Consider the following 15,681-nt stretch of genomic DNA (forward strand, 5'->3'; position numbering starts at 1 on the left):
ACTCATAGGCTACTCCGCAACTCCAATAAGAAGGATTTGAATTGTTGCAGCGACTGGATGATCTCAAACTGTTTTTCAGTTTTTTTCTTTTGCAGGCGAAGATGTTCGCGTGCACCTTCCATGGTGAATTTACGCACCCGGATAAGGTGATAAATAAGATGTAGAAGCTTCACATCTTCAGGCCTGAAATACCTGTCTCCCTTCCTGTTCTTGCGGGGCTGGAGCATGCCTTCGAACTCATTGCTCCACGTACGGATGAGGGAGGGATTCATGCGGAACATATTCGCAACCTCACCGATACTGTAGTATTGTTTCGTGAAAAGAATTTCATCAGCGGGAATTTCAATAAGGTCAGCTTCTGCAGCAATATCTTTCAATGATTTTCTGCCTCTTTTACCAGGTGTAGCCGACTTCCAGACTTTCTCTTTCTCTTTGCGTCCAGGCTTCTTGCGGATGGTAAGAACAGTAGACTCATCAACAACCGGGATTTTCACAGGCGGAATAGCAGTAGCAGCTGGCTGCACTGTAGTTTGCGGAGCGGGAGGTTCAGTGAACCCGAAATCCATGCTTATCTGTTGGTAAGGCTTCATATCCTGCTCGTAAAGATAATATTGCCTTGCCGCAATAATCCGGCCGAAATTACCCTGTGGATAACTCAGTCAAAGCTCTGGTTGCTGGATGCGGCCATTTTCAACAGCCTGTCGTATTGTTCAGGAGAAAGATCGTTGTAAAAAAAGTAAACCGGGTCAAGTCTCTTTCCATTCTTATGTACTTCATAATGAAGATGCGGACCGGTTGATTTTCCGGTGCTTCCCACATACCCGATAATTTCACCACGTTTAACTTTCTGGCCCGGCCTGGAACTCACCCTGTACATGTGACCGTAAAGGGATTCGTATCCGTAGCCATGGTTGATGATTACGTGGTTGCCGTAACCGTTGCCGGTATTTCCTGCGAGTTTAATTGTTCCGTTCGCGGTAGCATAGATCGGCGTTCCCTGCGGGGCAGCGAAATCGAGCCCGGCATGCATCTTTACGGTTTTGTAAACGGGGTCGATGCGGTAGCCGAAACCTGAGGCAATGCGGTTAAGGTCCTTGTTATTTACGGGCTGGATCGCCGGCGTGGCAGCAAGCAGTATTTCCTTATTCTTGATGAAACCTTCAATTTCATCATATGATTGATTCTGGTAGGTTACGCGCCTGATCAGGTTGTTCAGGTTGCCGACAATGTCTGTGTATAATGCATCTGCATCCATTTTCTGCACCAGCTGGATCTCTTTCAGTTTTTCCATCTCCTTCACCCGCGCACTGTCAGGAACTGGTGATGCTTCAAAGATGGAACGGTATACTTCGTTGTCACGCTTTTCCAGCTCCACCATCTGCGTTTGCAGTTTGTGCACTTCAGTGGTAAGCACGTCATAATTCTCACGTGCCTTTTCATATTGCTGGCGCAGGATTTTCTCTTTGGGTGAATCGAGATATTGAAACGCGATGGAAACAATAATGAGTGCAGTTACAAGAGAACCGGCGATGAACCCCAATGCACGTAACAACTTTACATGGAGCGGCGTTTCCAGTTTTTCGTACCGGAGTGAATTAGGGTTATAGTAATATTTGATTTTTTTCATATATGCCTGCTCAGCCTCAATTGCTTAGCTTTGCACCACTTTCACCGGCTTTTAGACAAATATAGCAGGCGAAGGGTCAATTTCATTCAAGAATCATTCCGAAATATGTTGACAAGCGCTGAAATAAGACAAGGCTTCCTGGATTTTTTTGCATCGAAGGGTCACCTGATCGTTCCATCGGCTCCCATAGTCGTAAAGAACGATCCCACCTTGTTGTTCACCAATGCGGGCATGAACCAGTTCAAGGATATTTTCCTTGGCAACCAGTTACCCGCCGACAAACGTGTTGCTGATACTCAAAAGTGCCTCCGCGTAAGTGGTAAACATAATGACCTTGAAGAAGTGGGCGTTGATACCTATCACCACACCATGTTCGAAATGCTTGGTAACTGGAGCTTCGGTGATTATTTCAAAAAGGAAGCGATCGAATGGAGCTGGTCATTGCTGACGGATACTTTCAAAATTCCGAAGGACAGGTTATATGTAACAATCTTTGAAGGTGATGTAAAAGAAAATATTCCCCGGGATGATGAAGCTTTTTCAGAGTGGAAGAACTGGATTTCGGAGGACAGGATCCTGTTGGGAAATAAGAAAGATAACTTCTGGGAGATGGGGGATACCGGTCCATGTGGACCATGCACAGAGATCCATGTCGATTGCAGGACTGATGAAGAACGGACGGCAACAGATGGCAAAGCGCTGGTCAATGCAGACCATCCGCAGGTAATAGAAATCTGGAACAATGTATTCATCCAGTTCAACCGGATGAAAGACGGAACCCTTGCACCGCTGCCGGCGCGTCATGTGGATACAGGGATGGGACTTGAGCGGCTTGTTCGGGTATTGCAGGGCAAATCATCCAATTATGACACCGACCTGTTTACAGGAACAATCGCCGCAACGGAAAATATTACGGGTAAGCATTATGGTTATAGTGACAGTCGCGCAGATGTTGCCTTCCGCGTAATAGCAGATCATATCCGCGCCATAGCATTCACTATCGCCGATGGCCAGCTTCCTTCCAACACTGGCGCGGGTTACGTGATTCGCAGGATCCTCCGCAGGGCAGTCCGTTATTATTATTCCTACCTCGAATTCAAGCAGCCATTACTGTTCAGGCTGATACCGGTGCTTGCCACTCAGTTTGAAAAAGTATTTCCGGAATTGCATAAGCAGGAAGAATTTGTTGCCAGGGTGGTAAAAGAGGAAGAAGATGCCTTCCTGCGCACGCTTGACAAGGGCCTCAGGAAAATGGATGATATTATTGGCGTCACGCGCAGTTCCGCTTCCGCTACGATTGATGGAAAAGCCGCCTTTGAACTGTATGATACATATGGTTTCCCGGTTGACCTTACCCGCCTGATCGCCAGGGAAAACAGCCTGCTGGTGGATGAAGCTGCATTTGAAAAAGAAATGCAGCAGCAGAAGGAAAGAAGCCGTGCCGCGACGCAAGTGGATACTGAAGACTGGGTTATACTGAACGATCACGCACTCATGGAGTTCGTAGGCTACGATACACTTGAAATCGAAACAAAGATCATCAAGTACCGGAAAGTAAAAACGAAGGGAAAGGAAGCATACCAGCTGGTGTTGGCTGCAACACCTTTCTATGCAGAAAGTGGTGGACAGGTGGGCGATACCGGGTGCCTGTATTTTGAAGGCGAGGAAGTATCTGTGGTGGATACCAAAAAGGAAAATGACCTGGTTATCCATTTTGTTGACAAACTGCCAATTAATATTACCGGTCTTGTTACCGCAAGGGTGGACAGGGAAAAGCGTTCCCGTACAGAAGCGCATCACTCGGCCACGCACCTTTTACATGCGGCGCTTCGCCAGGTACTTGGTACGCACGTTGCACAAAAAGGGTCACTTGTAAATGAGGAGCACCTGCGGTTCGATTTTTCACATTTCGCGAAAGTAAGTGAAGAAGAAATCAGCAAGATAGAAGCCCTGGTTAACCAGAAGGTAAGGATGAACCTCCCGGTGCAGATAAAAGAGATGCCGAAAGACGAAGCGATCGGGATGGGTGCAATGGCACTTTTCGGAGAAAAATACAGCGACCATGTACGTGTGGTGGTAATGGATCAGCGCTATTCTGTTGAGCTTTGCGGGGGAACACATGTAAATGCAACCGGCGAGATCGGGTATTTCAAGATCAAACATGAAAGTGCTGTTGCTGCAGGGGTGAGGCGCATTGAAGCAGTTAGCGGCGAGTCGGCGGAGAAATGGCTCGCTGATCAGCTCTTGCTGCTGAATTCGGTAAGAGAATCGCTAAAGCTTCCAAAAGACTTACTGAAAGCGGTAGACAATACCATCACTGAAAATAATACACTGCGTAAGCAACTGGAAAGCCTGGAGAATCGCGCACTGGTTGGCATCCGGAACGAGCTGCTCAAGAAAGATGAGATCATTAACGGTATTACGTTTATCGGCGATATTGTCGAAGTAAGTAATGCAGATGCGCTGAAAAAATTATGCTTTGACCTGCGGAACAACCTGAATGATTATGTTGCTGTACTTGCTTCGAATATCGGCGGTAAGCCCTTCGTTGCGGTAGGTATTTCGGATACCGTTGTAGCTGCCAGGCAGCTCGATGCCGGAAAGCTGATAAAACAGCATGTGGCGCCATTGATCAAAGGCGGCGGCGGCGGCCAGAAAAATATTGCCACCGCTGGTGGACAGGACGCATCCGCACTCCAGGACGTAATAAAATCAATAAAATCAGCACTTGAACAGGCCGGCAGTTAACCCGGTCCTGTTCCTTAATTCACTTACTGACCTATTCCCTCATTGACTGCAACCTCCCAACCGCAGCCCAATCAACCCTCTATTAAAGTCTTTTCCGAAATATTTCGTAGTTCCGGATTTTCTATTATATTTGATCTACGAAAAACGACGTATATGAAAAGCAATATTAAAAAAATGATCCTGCCTGCCTTCTTATTGGGTGCTATGACCCTGGCAGTTGTGAATCTTTCTGCCCAGGAAAAAGAGAAGGAAAAGCCCAAAAAGTCTGAGAAGATGGATGAATATGATCAGTTGATCATTAAGCGGAAGGGTGGAATGGATAAGGAAAAGGATGTTAAGGTGGTGATTGAACTGAAGGGTGATGAGGTTATCGTAAATGGAAAGCCATTGAACGAATTTGATGATGACGATCTGGCCATCCTGAAAAATGACATCAGTATCATCGATGGCAGACGTTACAGGGTTGCAACTCCACGTACTCCCCGTTCTGCATTCAATGAGGGAGGTTGGTCATGGTCCGGCGATGGCCAGGCATTTACCATAGAGCCCGACAAAGCATTTCTCGGTGTCAGTTCAACTAAAGGTGAGAACGGAGTTATAATTACGGAAGTAACAAAAGAAAGCGGCGCAGCGAAAGCAGGCCTGAAAACCGGCGATATCATTACCACCGTAAGTGACCAGAAAATCACCACTCCCGAAGAATTAAGCAAGGCAATCGGCAAACGCAAGCCGGATGACAAGGTAGCTGTTACCTACCTGCGCGGTGGCAAGAAAAGCACGGTAACCGTTACTCTTGGTAAAAGAACCCAGCCTTACGTGTACAATTTCAAGAATGATTTTGACCACAATTTCGAGCATAATTTTAACCAGGATTTCAATTTCAGCTATAACGGCGGACAGCCGAAACTTGGCCTGAAAGCCCAGGACACTGATGATGGAAAGGGAGTAAAAGTGCTTGATATTGACGACGAATCGGCAGCTGAAAAAGCCGGACTGGAAGAGGGCGATATCATCACCAGTCTTGATGGCAAGGACATTAAAAGTGTGACTGACCTTGTAGAAATTACCCGGGCAGCAAGGGATGCAAAAAAGGTTAGCATGCCCATAAAATACCTGCGTGACAACAAACCAATGCAGGCTGAGCTCAAAATTCCCCGCAAACTGAAAACAGCAGAACTCTGATTTTCAGAACCGGATAAACCATAATAAAACTGGCAGAGGGCGCCCAACGGCGCCCTTTTGCTTTTCCTTTGCCCCCGAATGGGTACATTTGTGCTTTGTGAACCAACCGTGTTAAGGATGAGTCTTCAGGAAAAATATGAGCTGGTAGTCGGACTGGAAGTACATGCACAATTACAGACCCGTACCAAATTGTTTTGTGGCGATGATGCGAGTTTTGGCGGAGAGCCCAATACCCATATCAGCGCCATTACACTTGCATATCCGGGTACACTTCCCCGACTCAACCGTACGGCTGTTGAGTATGCTATCCGGATGGGACTGGCCTGCGAGTCAGAAATCAGCCGCACCAACTGGTTTGCACGGAAGCACTATTTTTACCCTGACCTTCCTAAAGGATACCAGACTTCCCAACACATCAATAATATCTGCCAGGGCGGAATTGTCCGGATAAATGTCTCCGGCAATGAACGCGCCGTTCAGCTGCATCATATCCACCTCGAAGAAGACGCCGGCAAAAGCATTCACGATGCGGATCCGCTTAAAACTGCCATTGATCACAACCGCGCGGGTGTACCGTTGATTGAAATTGTTTCCGAGCCTGACCTCTTCAGTGCGGAAGAAGCTTATGCTTACGTGACCGAGGTCCGGAAGCTTGTTCGCTTCCTCGGCATCTGCGACGGTAATATGGAAGAAGGCAGCATGCGGTGTGATGCAAATATTTCGGTCAGGCCAAAAGGTCAGAAAAAGCTCGGAACCAGGGTTGAAGTAAAAAATCTCAATTCGATCCGTAACGTGAAAAGGGCAATCGACTTTGAAGCGGCGAGGTTGATGCAAATGCTGGAAGACGGAGAAACGATCATACAGCAGACAAGAAGTTTTGATGCAGACACGGGTACAACATTCGCTTTACGTTCAAAGGAAGAAGCAAATGATTACCGTTACTTTCCTGACCCAGATCTTCCACCATTCATCGTGTCGGAAGAAATGTTGAATTCCATCAGGTCTGAGATGCCTGAACTGCCCGATGCTGTCCGGCAGCGGTTTATGGAGGATTACCACCTGCCTGAATATGACGCCCGCCTGTTGAGCGAAGAAAAAGAAATGGTAGCCTACTTCGAAGCGGTAACTAGTCATAATAACCAGTACAAGTCAATCGCGAACTGGCTCCTTGGCCCGGTTAAAGCCTGGCTGAATGAGCAACAAGTGCAAATCGAAAATTTCCCGCTTAAGTCCGGCAACTTGTCAGACCTGGTAAACCTGGTGACATCGGGCGAGATCAGTTTCTCCTCGGCTTCGTCGCGTTTATTCCCCCGATTGATTGATAACCCTGATGCTGATCCGAAACAAATGGCTTCAGAATTAAACCTGCTGCAGAATGCAGACTCCGGTGAAATTGAGGCATGGATAGGGCAGGTACTCGAAAAAATGCCGGACAAGGTTGCAGAATACAGGAAAGGCAAAAAGGGTCTTATAGGCCTCTTTATGGGTGAGGTGAAAAAGATCTCACGAGGAAAAGCTGATCCCAAGATAGCGACGGTGATGCTCGAGAAAAGGCTGAATGAACAAAACCAATAAACTGAATAATTCAAGATAATGATCACGAAAAAACTATGGATCGTAGTTGCTGTGTTGTCATTTGGAATGGCAAAATGCGGAAATACGGAAACTGGCGGGGAGTTCACTGTTAGTGTCAATTATGAGAACGCCGACAGGTTGCCTCCAATGGAAAAGCGGAAGATCCTGCTTGAGGAAATTCCATATGGTGGAGACGGTGTACCCGTAATACTTGATTCTGTTTCATTAAAAGATTCAAAAGGATCCGTTAAACTGGAAGGGAAATCTAAAGAGGAAGGCTTGTACCAGGTTTCGGTTGAAAATGGTCCTGTGCTTTTGGTGGTGAATGATGCGGAGAATATCCAGGTTGACCTGGATATGTCGAAGCGTGACAGATACTATACGGTGAAGGGATCTGCAGGTAGTAAACAGCTCCAGGATTTCATCCAGGAATATAGTGATCGCAGCCAGCAGGTAAATAACCGCTTTGCGGAGTTGGACAGTCTTAAACAGTTCGCTTCTTCTGATAGCCTGCTTCTTGCCGCAACTGAAAAGAAAAACCAGTCAGTTGCATCATTGAACACTTACATGAAAGACTTCATCGCAAATGCGAAGAACCCTTCAGTTAGCATGTTCGCACTTGGACTTTCATTCCGTTCTATGCCGAAAGCGGATTTTGAATCGGTGCTGAATGCAACCCTCCAACGTTTTCCTCAACATGGAATGCTGAAGTCACTCAAACAGACTTATGATTCACAACAGGCACAGCTGGCAGAGATGGAAAAGCAGCGTGCAACAAGAAGCCTGCTGGGAAAGGAAGCTCCGAACCTGACTATGCCTGATGTCAATGGAAAGAAAATCTCGATCGGCGACTTCCGTGGAAAGTACTTGCTGGTAGATTTCTGGGCAAGCTGGTGCGCACCCTGTCGCCAGGAAAATCCAAACCTTGTTCGTGCATTCGACAAATACAGGAACAAAAACTTTACCATCCTCGGCGTTTCGCTTGATAAGGAAAAGGAACCGTGGTTGAAGGCCATAAGCGCGGACAAGCTTACATGGGCTCATATGAGTGACCTGAAATACTGGGACAGTGAATCGGTAAAAGTGTATGGATTCGAAGGTATTCCTTTCAATGTGCTGCTGGATCCACAAGGAGTTGTAATTGCTGAAAACCTGCGTGGGTTTGATCTTGAACAGAAACTCAGCGAAGTGTTGAAATAAGAATTTGTAATGTAGTGCAAATAAAAAAAGCGGCCACTGGCCGCTTTTTTTATGGAATGAAAACCTAATCAATATCCGTTGTTCTGTTGCACTGCTTTATTGGTGATGATCTCTGCATTTGAGATCGGCCAGATATATTGAGGCGCAGAAGATGGTAAAGAGCTTACTGATCCTTTTGCAGGGAAATCAGTTCCGGTACGCGTAATATCCGTTGTACGGAAACCCTCACCTAATAATTCGATCCTTCTTTCCGTAAGAATCGCACTGATCAGCTCATCAACTGATGCCGGTGCGAACGTGGTGCTGGCATCTGAACGCTGGCGTACCGCATTGAGAAGCGCAATTGACCTTGCATCAAGGCCATTCTCACGGGCAAGTGCCTCAGACAGGTTTAGCATTACCTCTGCATATCTTACTACAGGTGTCCAGTCTGGATTGGTACCTGCGTTGCGTGGCCATTTTCTCAGGAAAGTTCTTGTGCCAGCTGAATTGGGAACATTGAATGCCCTTCTTGCATCTGTAGATTTCCAACCTGCATTTGCAGCAATACCCGCGTCAACCGTATTAAGTGAAAAATCACCGTTTCCGTCTGGACCAGGGTTGTAATAGCTTGCAAGGCTGTTCTGTGTTCCCGGTACATCAGTAGCAGTAAAGGGCATGGAAAGTATTGCTTCTGTACCCGTATATCCAACCGCTGTGGTAAATACCGTCGCGATGCTGGGCTCAAGTTTATGTCCCACGCCAGATGCCGGAGCCTGGAATGGCGCTGAAGCGGAAACGATCTTATTTCCTTCTGCGATTACACCTGCCCAGTTGCCCATAGTGAGGTAAACCCTCGACTTCAATGCAATTGCGCTATGTTTATGCGCCCTGGTTGTATTTAAGGTCGCGGAACTGTATTTTGCAGGAAGGTCTGCTTCCGCTTCATTCAGATCCTTGATGATCTGGGCATATACATCAGATACAGACGCCCTTGTCAGGTCGTCATCCGTTGTCAGTCCGGTTTCTGCATTAAGCCGCAGCGGCACACCAGGTGTAGAGCCTCCACCCTGCGCAAAAGGGCGAGAATAAAGCTGTAAGAGGGAATAGTAGGAAATTGCCCTGACAACCTTTGCTTCTGCGATGTAATCATTCTTCAATGAATCACTGATGGTTGAACCTTCAACTCCCGCAATAACAACGTTTGCCCTGTTGATTGCAGCGTAGGCAGATGACCAGAAGTTCTGCACTTCGTTTGAAGTGGGAGTTACTGTGAAATTCCAGGTCAGGAAAGCAGTCACACCATTGTTTGTGATGTTCAGGAATTCTTCTCCTCTTACATCCTGGTAAACAAGGTAACGACCACCATAAAACTGCCCGGCTTTTAATGCGGAGTACATACCATTCACCTGCTGAAGTGCACGTTCTGGTGTTTTAAATCCTTCCGGGTCGATGATAAATGTTTGCGGAACAGGTTCCAGTCTTGATTTGCTGCACGATGCCAGGATAATTCCTGCGAACGCAACAGCTGATAATATTTTGAAATTCATTTTCATGTCAATTTGATTAGCAGTAATTAAAATCCAACGTTCACTCCGAATACAACTGTCCTTGCCTGGGGAACTGAGTTACGATCCACACTGGGGTTACCGTTTCCGTTACCATTTGCGGAAACTTCCGGGTCGAATCCATTGTAGCCTGTAACTGTAAATGCATTCTGAACAGCAGCATAGATGCGGAAACTTGCAAGTCCCGCCCTTTCAACAACTGAAGATGGCAATGTAAAGCCGAGCGCGATATTTCTCGCCTTGAGGAAGTCTGCTTTTTCTACGTTTTCGGAAATTACGAGAGCAGATCCGTTTGAAACGTTATCGCCGAATACATAACGTGGGATGTCAGTTATTTCACCTGCTTTTGTCCAGCGCGTTGTTACTTCCCTTGCATTGTTCCAGTTCCTGTTATCTCTCAGGCCGGCCTTCGTACCATTATACACGTAGTTGCCTCCGGAGAAGAAGAACAGGATATTGAGGTCGAAGTTTTTCCAACGCACGGTGTTATCCCATCCGCCAGTCCAACGGGGCAATGCAGGACCGATCACCACACCATCTGAAGCCTGGTCGGCACCACGTGGAGCAACAGTTCCGTCGAGGAATGTCCATCTTGAAGCTGCGGGTGCACCATGGTTATACTGAACCTTCCGGCCATCGCGGTAAACGAAGATCCGCTGGCCTGTCTCTGGGTTAACACCTACGGTTCTTACTGCATAGAAACTACCGATTGATTCACCTACGCGTACAAGACTTGGTGTTTCAAGACCGGAAGTTCCTGGGAAAATGTCGGAGTTGCCTGTCGCAAGTTCCTTTACTTCATTTTTCAACAGCGTGATGTTGAAGTTGGAATTCCAGGTTACTTCCCTGTTTCTTACAGGCGTTGTATTCAGGGTAAATTCCCAGCCGTTGTTCACCATTCGACCGATATTGGTCGGAATCGTGTTGCCGGGGATACCACGTGAAGGCGCCTGCGGATCGTTCAGGATCAGGTTGTCAATATTGTTGTTGAAATACGTTGCTTCAAAATTGATCCTGTTATTCAACAGGCTTATTTCAAGACCTAAATCGAGTTTCTTTGAAGTTTCCCAGCTGAGGTTATAGTTGCTGGCCTGGTTGAAGAATAAATTCGCCTGGGCACCATAAAGGCCGGAAGAATAGTAAGCATAGAATGGATAATCACCAAGTCCCTGGTTGTTACCTACGAGGCCATAGCTTGCCTTGAGCTTCAGGTTGTTCACAACATTGTCAAGACGCAGGCCACCCCAGAAAGCTTCTTCAGTGATGGACCAGCCTGCTGATGCACCGTAAAAATTACCATATTTCTTGCCGGGTGCAAAGGCCGAGAAACCATCGCGACGGGCATTCAGTGAAAGCAGGTATTTTTTCTTGTAGTCATAGTTCATACGGCCGAAGAACGATGCGAGATAGTTTTCACCGTAAAAGTTTCCACCAATGGTCGGGGCAGTAACCACTGAATTATATCCTCCCTGGAACTCATCGAAAATCGGATCCTGCTGACCGCGCCTGTCTACGTTTGTGCCTTCCTGTGAGGTGTACTGCTGCTCATTTCCTAGAAGTACTCCAATGGTATGATCACTGAAGGTCCTGTCGAACTGCAGGATATTCTGCCAGTTCCACCTGCGGTATGTCTGCGTACTGAATTGTGCCGCACCGCCGAATTGTACACCATCGCCATGGCCGGCCGCCCTGAATTCCTTGTTGGTGACTAGCAGGTTGTCAATTCCGTAATTGGACCGGAAAGTAAGCCCGCGCATCAGCCTGATCTGTGCAGATACATTTGCCAGGATCCGGTCATTATCTGAGTTGAATTTGTTTTCCTTCAGGATATAGGCCGGGTTGTAGAATGAAAGTGCTGTCAGGTTGTTTCCCTGGCCCACCGTGTTGCTTGCTGTATTGATATTGTAACTGCCATCAGCATTGTAAGGAGCCACATTGGGTGCAAGCACGAGTGGAAGTCGGCCAAGGCCGGCGATGCCGAATGCCTGTCCAGGTAATGAACCTGAGTTGGGCGAAATGTTCTTGGAGTTGGTGTAATTGAACATTCCGGCAAGTGTAAGCCAGTTGTTCACCTTATGGTCAAGATTCAGCCTGGTGGAAAGCCGCCTGAAATCGTTGCCTATAAGCATACCTTCCTGGCTGGTATAGCCGGCAGAAAGGTAATAGCTGGTCTTGTCGTTTGCACCGGCAACATTCACGTTGTGGTTATGCGAGAACCCTGTCCTGTAAACGAAATCATACCAGTCAGTGTCAATGAGGTTTCCGTTTGCGTCGGTTTGGGTTGCGAAGCCGCGGCTTGTTCCGTTGGGTGGAGTACCGGCATTGACAAGTCCTTCGTTTTTAATGTCTGTGTACTGCTGCGCATTCAGCATAGGGATGAGGTTGTACGGCTTTGTCCAGCCCATCCATCCTTCATAATTAACCCTCGCCCGGCCCTGCTTTCCTTTTTTAGTTGTGATCAGCAGTACACCTGCAGAAGCCCTTGATCCATAGATCGCAGTTGCTGCCGCATCCTTGAGGACTTCCATACTTTCAATGTCCGAAGGATTGATATCGCCAAGTACGTTGTTGGAGGCAGTACCACCCACGTTACCTGTGAAGGTCGGAATCCCGTCCACAACCACCAGCGGGAAGGAACTAAGGCTGATGGAATTGACACCCCTTACCCGGATTACCGGCGGGTTGTTCAACTGGCCGTTCGGCATTGTCACACTCACACCGGCAGCACGGCCGCTGAGTGCCTGGTCGAAGCTCTGCACTGGAACATCCTTGATATTCCTGCCGCTGATCTGGGCAACACTTCCGGTCAGATCCCGGCGGCGCTGCATACCATAACCAACTATCACGACCTCCTGGAGGTCGCGGTCGTCTGTCCGGAGCGAAATGGCGAAAGTTGATTTGTCGCCAATGGCAATTTCCTGGGTTGCCATTCCTACTGAAGAAATGATAAGCACCCTGGCTTTTTCGGGAAGTACCAATGTAAAATTTCCATCTTCCTCTGAAGTTGTGCCGGAAGAAGTTCCCTTAACCGATACGGTTGCCTTCGGGACCGGCTTTCCCTGTGCATCCGTGACTTTCCCCGAAATGGTTCGGGATTGGGCAAACAGCTGTTGCCCGCCGAGCATAATAATGCACAGCATAAGCAAGACGAGTTTTCTCATGTGTGTTTTGGTTTAACTGATTCTAAATGTAATCAATGCATCCTTTGTGACACATGATGAACGGCGCATGCTGCTTATGAACGGGAATGACTTGAGAAGAAGAAGTCCGGCGAAAGACGGTTTTCGGTTACATATTGAAGAAATACATAATTGGTATAAACCTAAGGTTCACACGTAATAATCGAATCTTAGTCTTACTAACGACCTTGGATAAGTGAAAATACTTAGCGTTGAAATATTGACGGCAATCAAGATAATTTTTTCACATTTCCTGGTTTCCTGGTAAGATCAATGAGCAGGGCAGGCAGCAAAACCAGGTTTGTGATGGTTGCTACAACCAGCGTGAGTGAAGTAAGCCAGCCGAGTGATTTAGTACCCCCGAATCCACTGAAACAAAAAATGACAAACCCCGCAATGAGTACCAGGGAGGTATAAATAATGCTGATGCCGGTCGAATGAATGGTTTCGATAACGATGTCCTGCTGCAGTTGGCCATTCCCCTTCTGTTCCTGCTTATAATTTACAAGGAACCGGATCGTAATGTCGATCGCAATCCCTAATGCCACACTGAAGATCAATACGGTTGAAGGTTTCAGCGATACACCAGCCCAGCCCATGATTCCCGCCGTGATCACCAATGGTATAAGGTTAGGGATCAGGGAACATAACAGGATCCGGGCCGACTTGAACAGGTACAGCATACACAACGCGATCAGCAGGAAAGCCCAGAAAATACTTTCTTTCAGTCCGTTGATGATGAAAGTGCTCCCTTCCAGGAAAGTAATACTGCTACCGGTAAGGGTCACATGATAATGGCTGCTGTCAAAATACTGGTTCGTGCGGTCTTTTATTTCACCCAGGATCTCGGGGAGTCTTTTGCTGCCTACATCCTGCATGCTGACGCTGATCCGGGTCTGGCGCTTTTCGTCATCCATGAAAGAACTTACGAGTTTGCCAAGCTGGTTATTTTCATTGCCTGATCCTTTCAGGTTCAGGTATCCTGACAGGAAACTGATGTCAAAACTATTGGGTAGCGCATAGTTGCTGCTGTCGCCATCGTAGTATGCCTGCCTGGCAAATTTGATGCCTTCTGCGATCGAGAGGGGCTTGGCCATTTCCGGGCGGGAACTGATATACCGCGACAACGAATCAATTCGCTCGAATAATTGCATGGTATTCTTTCTCAATCCGTTCTTCTGTTTCGTGTCAACCACGATTTCCAACGGCATTACTCCTTTGAAATGATGCTCAAAAAATTTCAGGTCGGTATAGATCCTGTCAGTTTTGGGAAGATCATCTACAATAAACCCTTCGGACTTCAGCCTGGTCATGCCGGCTATGGCTACTGCCGTCATCACTATTGCAGTGATGTAAATAACCCGCCTGTGATTCAGCGACCAGATCTCCAACCGGTCCAGTACCGCAAGCAGCCATTTATTTTCCAGGTAACGGGTATGCCTGTCCTTTGGTGGAGGCAGGAAGCTTAATGTAACCGGAATGAACACAAGGGAAATGAAGAACAGCATCATGATGTTCAGTCCCGCCACTACGCCAAACTCTTTCAGGATGGCGCTTTTGGTCAGGGCAAAAACAGCAAATCCAATTGCTGCAGAAATATTACAGAATAAAGTTACGATCCCCATCTTGCTGACCATAGTCCTGATCGCTTCGTTCCTGACCCCGGTTTCATTATATGAGATATGGTATTTATTCAGGAAATAAATGCAGTTTGGAATCCCTATCACTACAATGAGTGGGGGAATAAGCGCATTTAAAAGAGTGATCTTATAGTCCATCAGTTGAATGGTGGCAACACTCCAGATTACCCCCATGATCACTACAGCGAGTGAGATGAGCATTGCACTGAAACTGCGGAAGAATACAAGAAGGATAACTGCAGACAACACCAATGAACCGACCAGCAGCCACTTCATTTCTTTTGCGATCCTGTCCGCCATTTGTGTGCGGATTAACGGCAACCCGCTGTAATGCATCTCGATCTGGTGCCTGTTACCAAAGGCGTCTGCCAGCTGCAGGATGTCGTTTACCACTTTGGTGCGCCGGTGTGACCCTAAAACTTCTTTGTTGATTGTAAGTCCCATCAGGTAAGCGCGACTGGAATCATTATACAAAAATCCCTTATAAAACGGCAGTCCTTCGAATATTGCTTTCCCGCTGTCTATCTGCATTTGGTCGAGCTCTCCATCGGGAAACACTTTCCTTGCTTCCAGCTTTTCCGTGCTGTCATTTTTGACGAGGTTGGCCGCACCTGCAATTCCAAGTATGTCTTCCACTCCCGGTACATTCTTCAGTTGCTGCTGGAGCCGGCGGTAATCATTGAACACGTCTTTCGTAAACAGCCTATCTGTCTGGACCCCTATCACTAAAAGCCTGCCATCTTCGCCAAACTGTTGCTTGAATGCGATATAGTCGAGGTATTTAGGATTGTCGGTGGGGATCGCCCGGGCAAAATCATAGCTCATTTGCACCTTGCTGGCATGATAACCCATAAATGCGGTTGCTGCAAGTAACAAGGTGATCAACGCCAATCGGTACTTTAAAACAAATGAGCCCAGTTTATACCACATGTGCTGCCGGTTTTGCTGTTTATAAGAGGCAAAGAAAGCCATTTTAGCTTTAT

Annotated in this window: 9 protein-coding genes; 4 read left to right on the forward strand and 5 right to left on the reverse strand. The window is 47.2% G+C overall.

Annotated features, from left to right (window positions below):
- Positions 1-2: 2 nt before the first annotated feature.
- Both OI18_RS24125 and OI18_RS02590 read right to left on the reverse strand, forming a co-directional pair.
- A complete protein-coding gene (locus tag OI18_RS24125) occupies positions 3-590 on the reverse strand; it encodes a MerR family transcriptional regulator (RefSeq protein WP_072038936.1) in 588 nt (195 codons plus the stop codon).
- Between the two features lie 65 nt (positions 591-655).
- The gene (locus OI18_RS02590) at positions 656-1,627 is read right to left on the reverse strand and encodes a M23 family metallopeptidase (protein ID WP_039136875.1); all 972 of its coding nucleotides are present in this window, start codon (positions 1,625-1,627) and stop codon (positions 656-658) included.
- 105 nt (positions 1,628-1,732) lie between these two features.
- On the opposite strand from OI18_RS02590, the gene alaS reads away from it, so the two are divergent.
- The 4 genes from alaS to OI18_RS23555 all read left to right on the forward strand — a co-directional run bounded on the left by alaS (position 1,733) and on the right by OI18_RS23555 (position 8,332).
- The gene (gene alaS / locus OI18_RS02595) at positions 1,733-4,375 is read left to right on the forward strand and encodes an alanine--tRNA ligase (protein ID WP_082037827.1); all 2,643 of its coding nucleotides are present in this window, start codon (positions 1,733-1,735) and stop codon (positions 4,373-4,375) included.
- Between the two features lie 153 nt (positions 4,376-4,528).
- The gene (locus tag OI18_RS02600; RefSeq protein ID WP_039136878.1) at positions 4,529-5,557 is read left to right on the forward strand and encodes a PDZ domain-containing protein; all 1,029 of its coding nucleotides are present in this window, start codon (positions 4,529-4,531) and stop codon (positions 5,555-5,557) included.
- A 117-nt stretch (positions 5,558-5,674) separates the two neighbouring features.
- The gene (gene gatB, locus OI18_RS02605) at positions 5,675-7,132 is read left to right on the forward strand and encodes an Asp-tRNA(Asn)/Glu-tRNA(Gln) amidotransferase subunit GatB (protein ID WP_205409971.1); all 1,458 of its coding nucleotides are present in this window, start codon (positions 5,675-5,677) and stop codon (positions 7,130-7,132) included.
- 18 nt (positions 7,133-7,150) lie between these two features.
- Entirely contained in the window at positions 7,151-8,332 is a 1,182-nt protein-coding gene (locus tag OI18_RS23555) for an AhpC/TSA family protein (RefSeq protein WP_052272807.1), read from the forward strand.
- A gap of 68 nt (positions 8,333-8,400) precedes the next feature.
- Here the strand turns inward: OI18_RS23555 and OI18_RS02615 are convergent, their stop codons facing one another.
- The 3 genes from OI18_RS02615 to OI18_RS02625 form a co-directional block, all read right to left on the reverse strand.
- Entirely contained in the window at positions 8,401-9,861 is a 1,461-nt protein-coding gene (locus OI18_RS02615; protein ID WP_205409972.1) for a RagB/SusD family nutrient uptake outer membrane protein, read from the reverse strand.
- A gap of 26 nt (positions 9,862-9,887) precedes the next feature.
- Positions 9,888-13,040 carry a SusC/RagA family TonB-linked outer membrane protein gene (locus OI18_RS02620; RefSeq protein WP_039136880.1) on the reverse strand — a complete coding sequence of 1,051 codons (3,153 nt, stop codon included), beginning with the start codon at positions 13,038-13,040 and terminating at the stop codon, positions 9,888-9,890.
- Positions 13,041-13,288: 248 nt separating this feature from the next.
- Complete coding sequence (locus OI18_RS02625; RefSeq protein WP_039137099.1) at positions 13,289-15,628, reverse strand: efflux RND transporter permease subunit; 2,340 nt, start codon at positions 15,626-15,628, stop codon at positions 13,289-13,291.
- Positions 15,629-15,681: the final 53 nt, after the last annotated feature.

Origin of the sequence: Flavihumibacter solisilvae (genome assembly GCF_000814475.1) — a bacterium.
In the GTDB taxonomy this organism is placed as follows: Bacteria; Bacteroidota; Bacteroidia; order Chitinophagales; family Chitinophagaceae; genus Flavihumibacter; species Flavihumibacter solisilvae.

What these genes read in the sequence shown, in the direction of transcription:
- OI18_RS02600 (WP_039136878.1), top strand. Translation starts at nt 4,529, where the DNA reads ATGAAAAGCAATATTAAAAAAATGATCCTGCCTGCCTTCTTATTGGGT.
- gatB (WP_205409971.1), top strand. Translation starts at nt 5,675, where the DNA reads ATGAGTCTTCAGGAAAAATATGAGCTGGTAGTCGGACTGGAAGTACAT.
- alaS (WP_082037827.1), top strand. Translation starts at nt 1,733, where the DNA reads ATGTTGACAAGCGCTGAAATAAGACAAGGCTTCCTGGATTTTTTTGCA.
- OI18_RS02590 (WP_039136875.1), bottom strand. Translation starts at nt 1,627, where the DNA reads ATGAAAAAAATCAAATATTACTATAACCCTAATTCACTCCGGTACGAA.
- OI18_RS02620 (WP_039136880.1), bottom strand. Translation starts at nt 13,040, where the DNA reads ATGAGAAAACTCGTCTTGCTTATGCTGTGCATTATTATGCTCGGCGGG.
- OI18_RS24125 (WP_072038936.1), bottom strand. Translation starts at nt 590, where the DNA reads ATGAAGCCTTACCAACAGATAAGCATGGATTTCGGGTTCACTGAACCT.
- OI18_RS02625 (WP_039137099.1), bottom strand. Translation starts at nt 15,628, where the DNA reads ATGTGGTATAAACTGGGCTCATTTGTTTTAAAGTACCGATTGGCGTTG.
- OI18_RS23555 (WP_052272807.1), top strand. Translation starts at nt 7,151, where the DNA reads ATGATCACGAAAAAACTATGGATCGTAGTTGCTGTGTTGTCATTTGGA.
- OI18_RS02615 (WP_205409972.1), bottom strand. Translation starts at nt 9,861, where the DNA reads ATGAATTTCAAAATATTATCAGCTGTTGCGTTCGCAGGAATTATCCTG.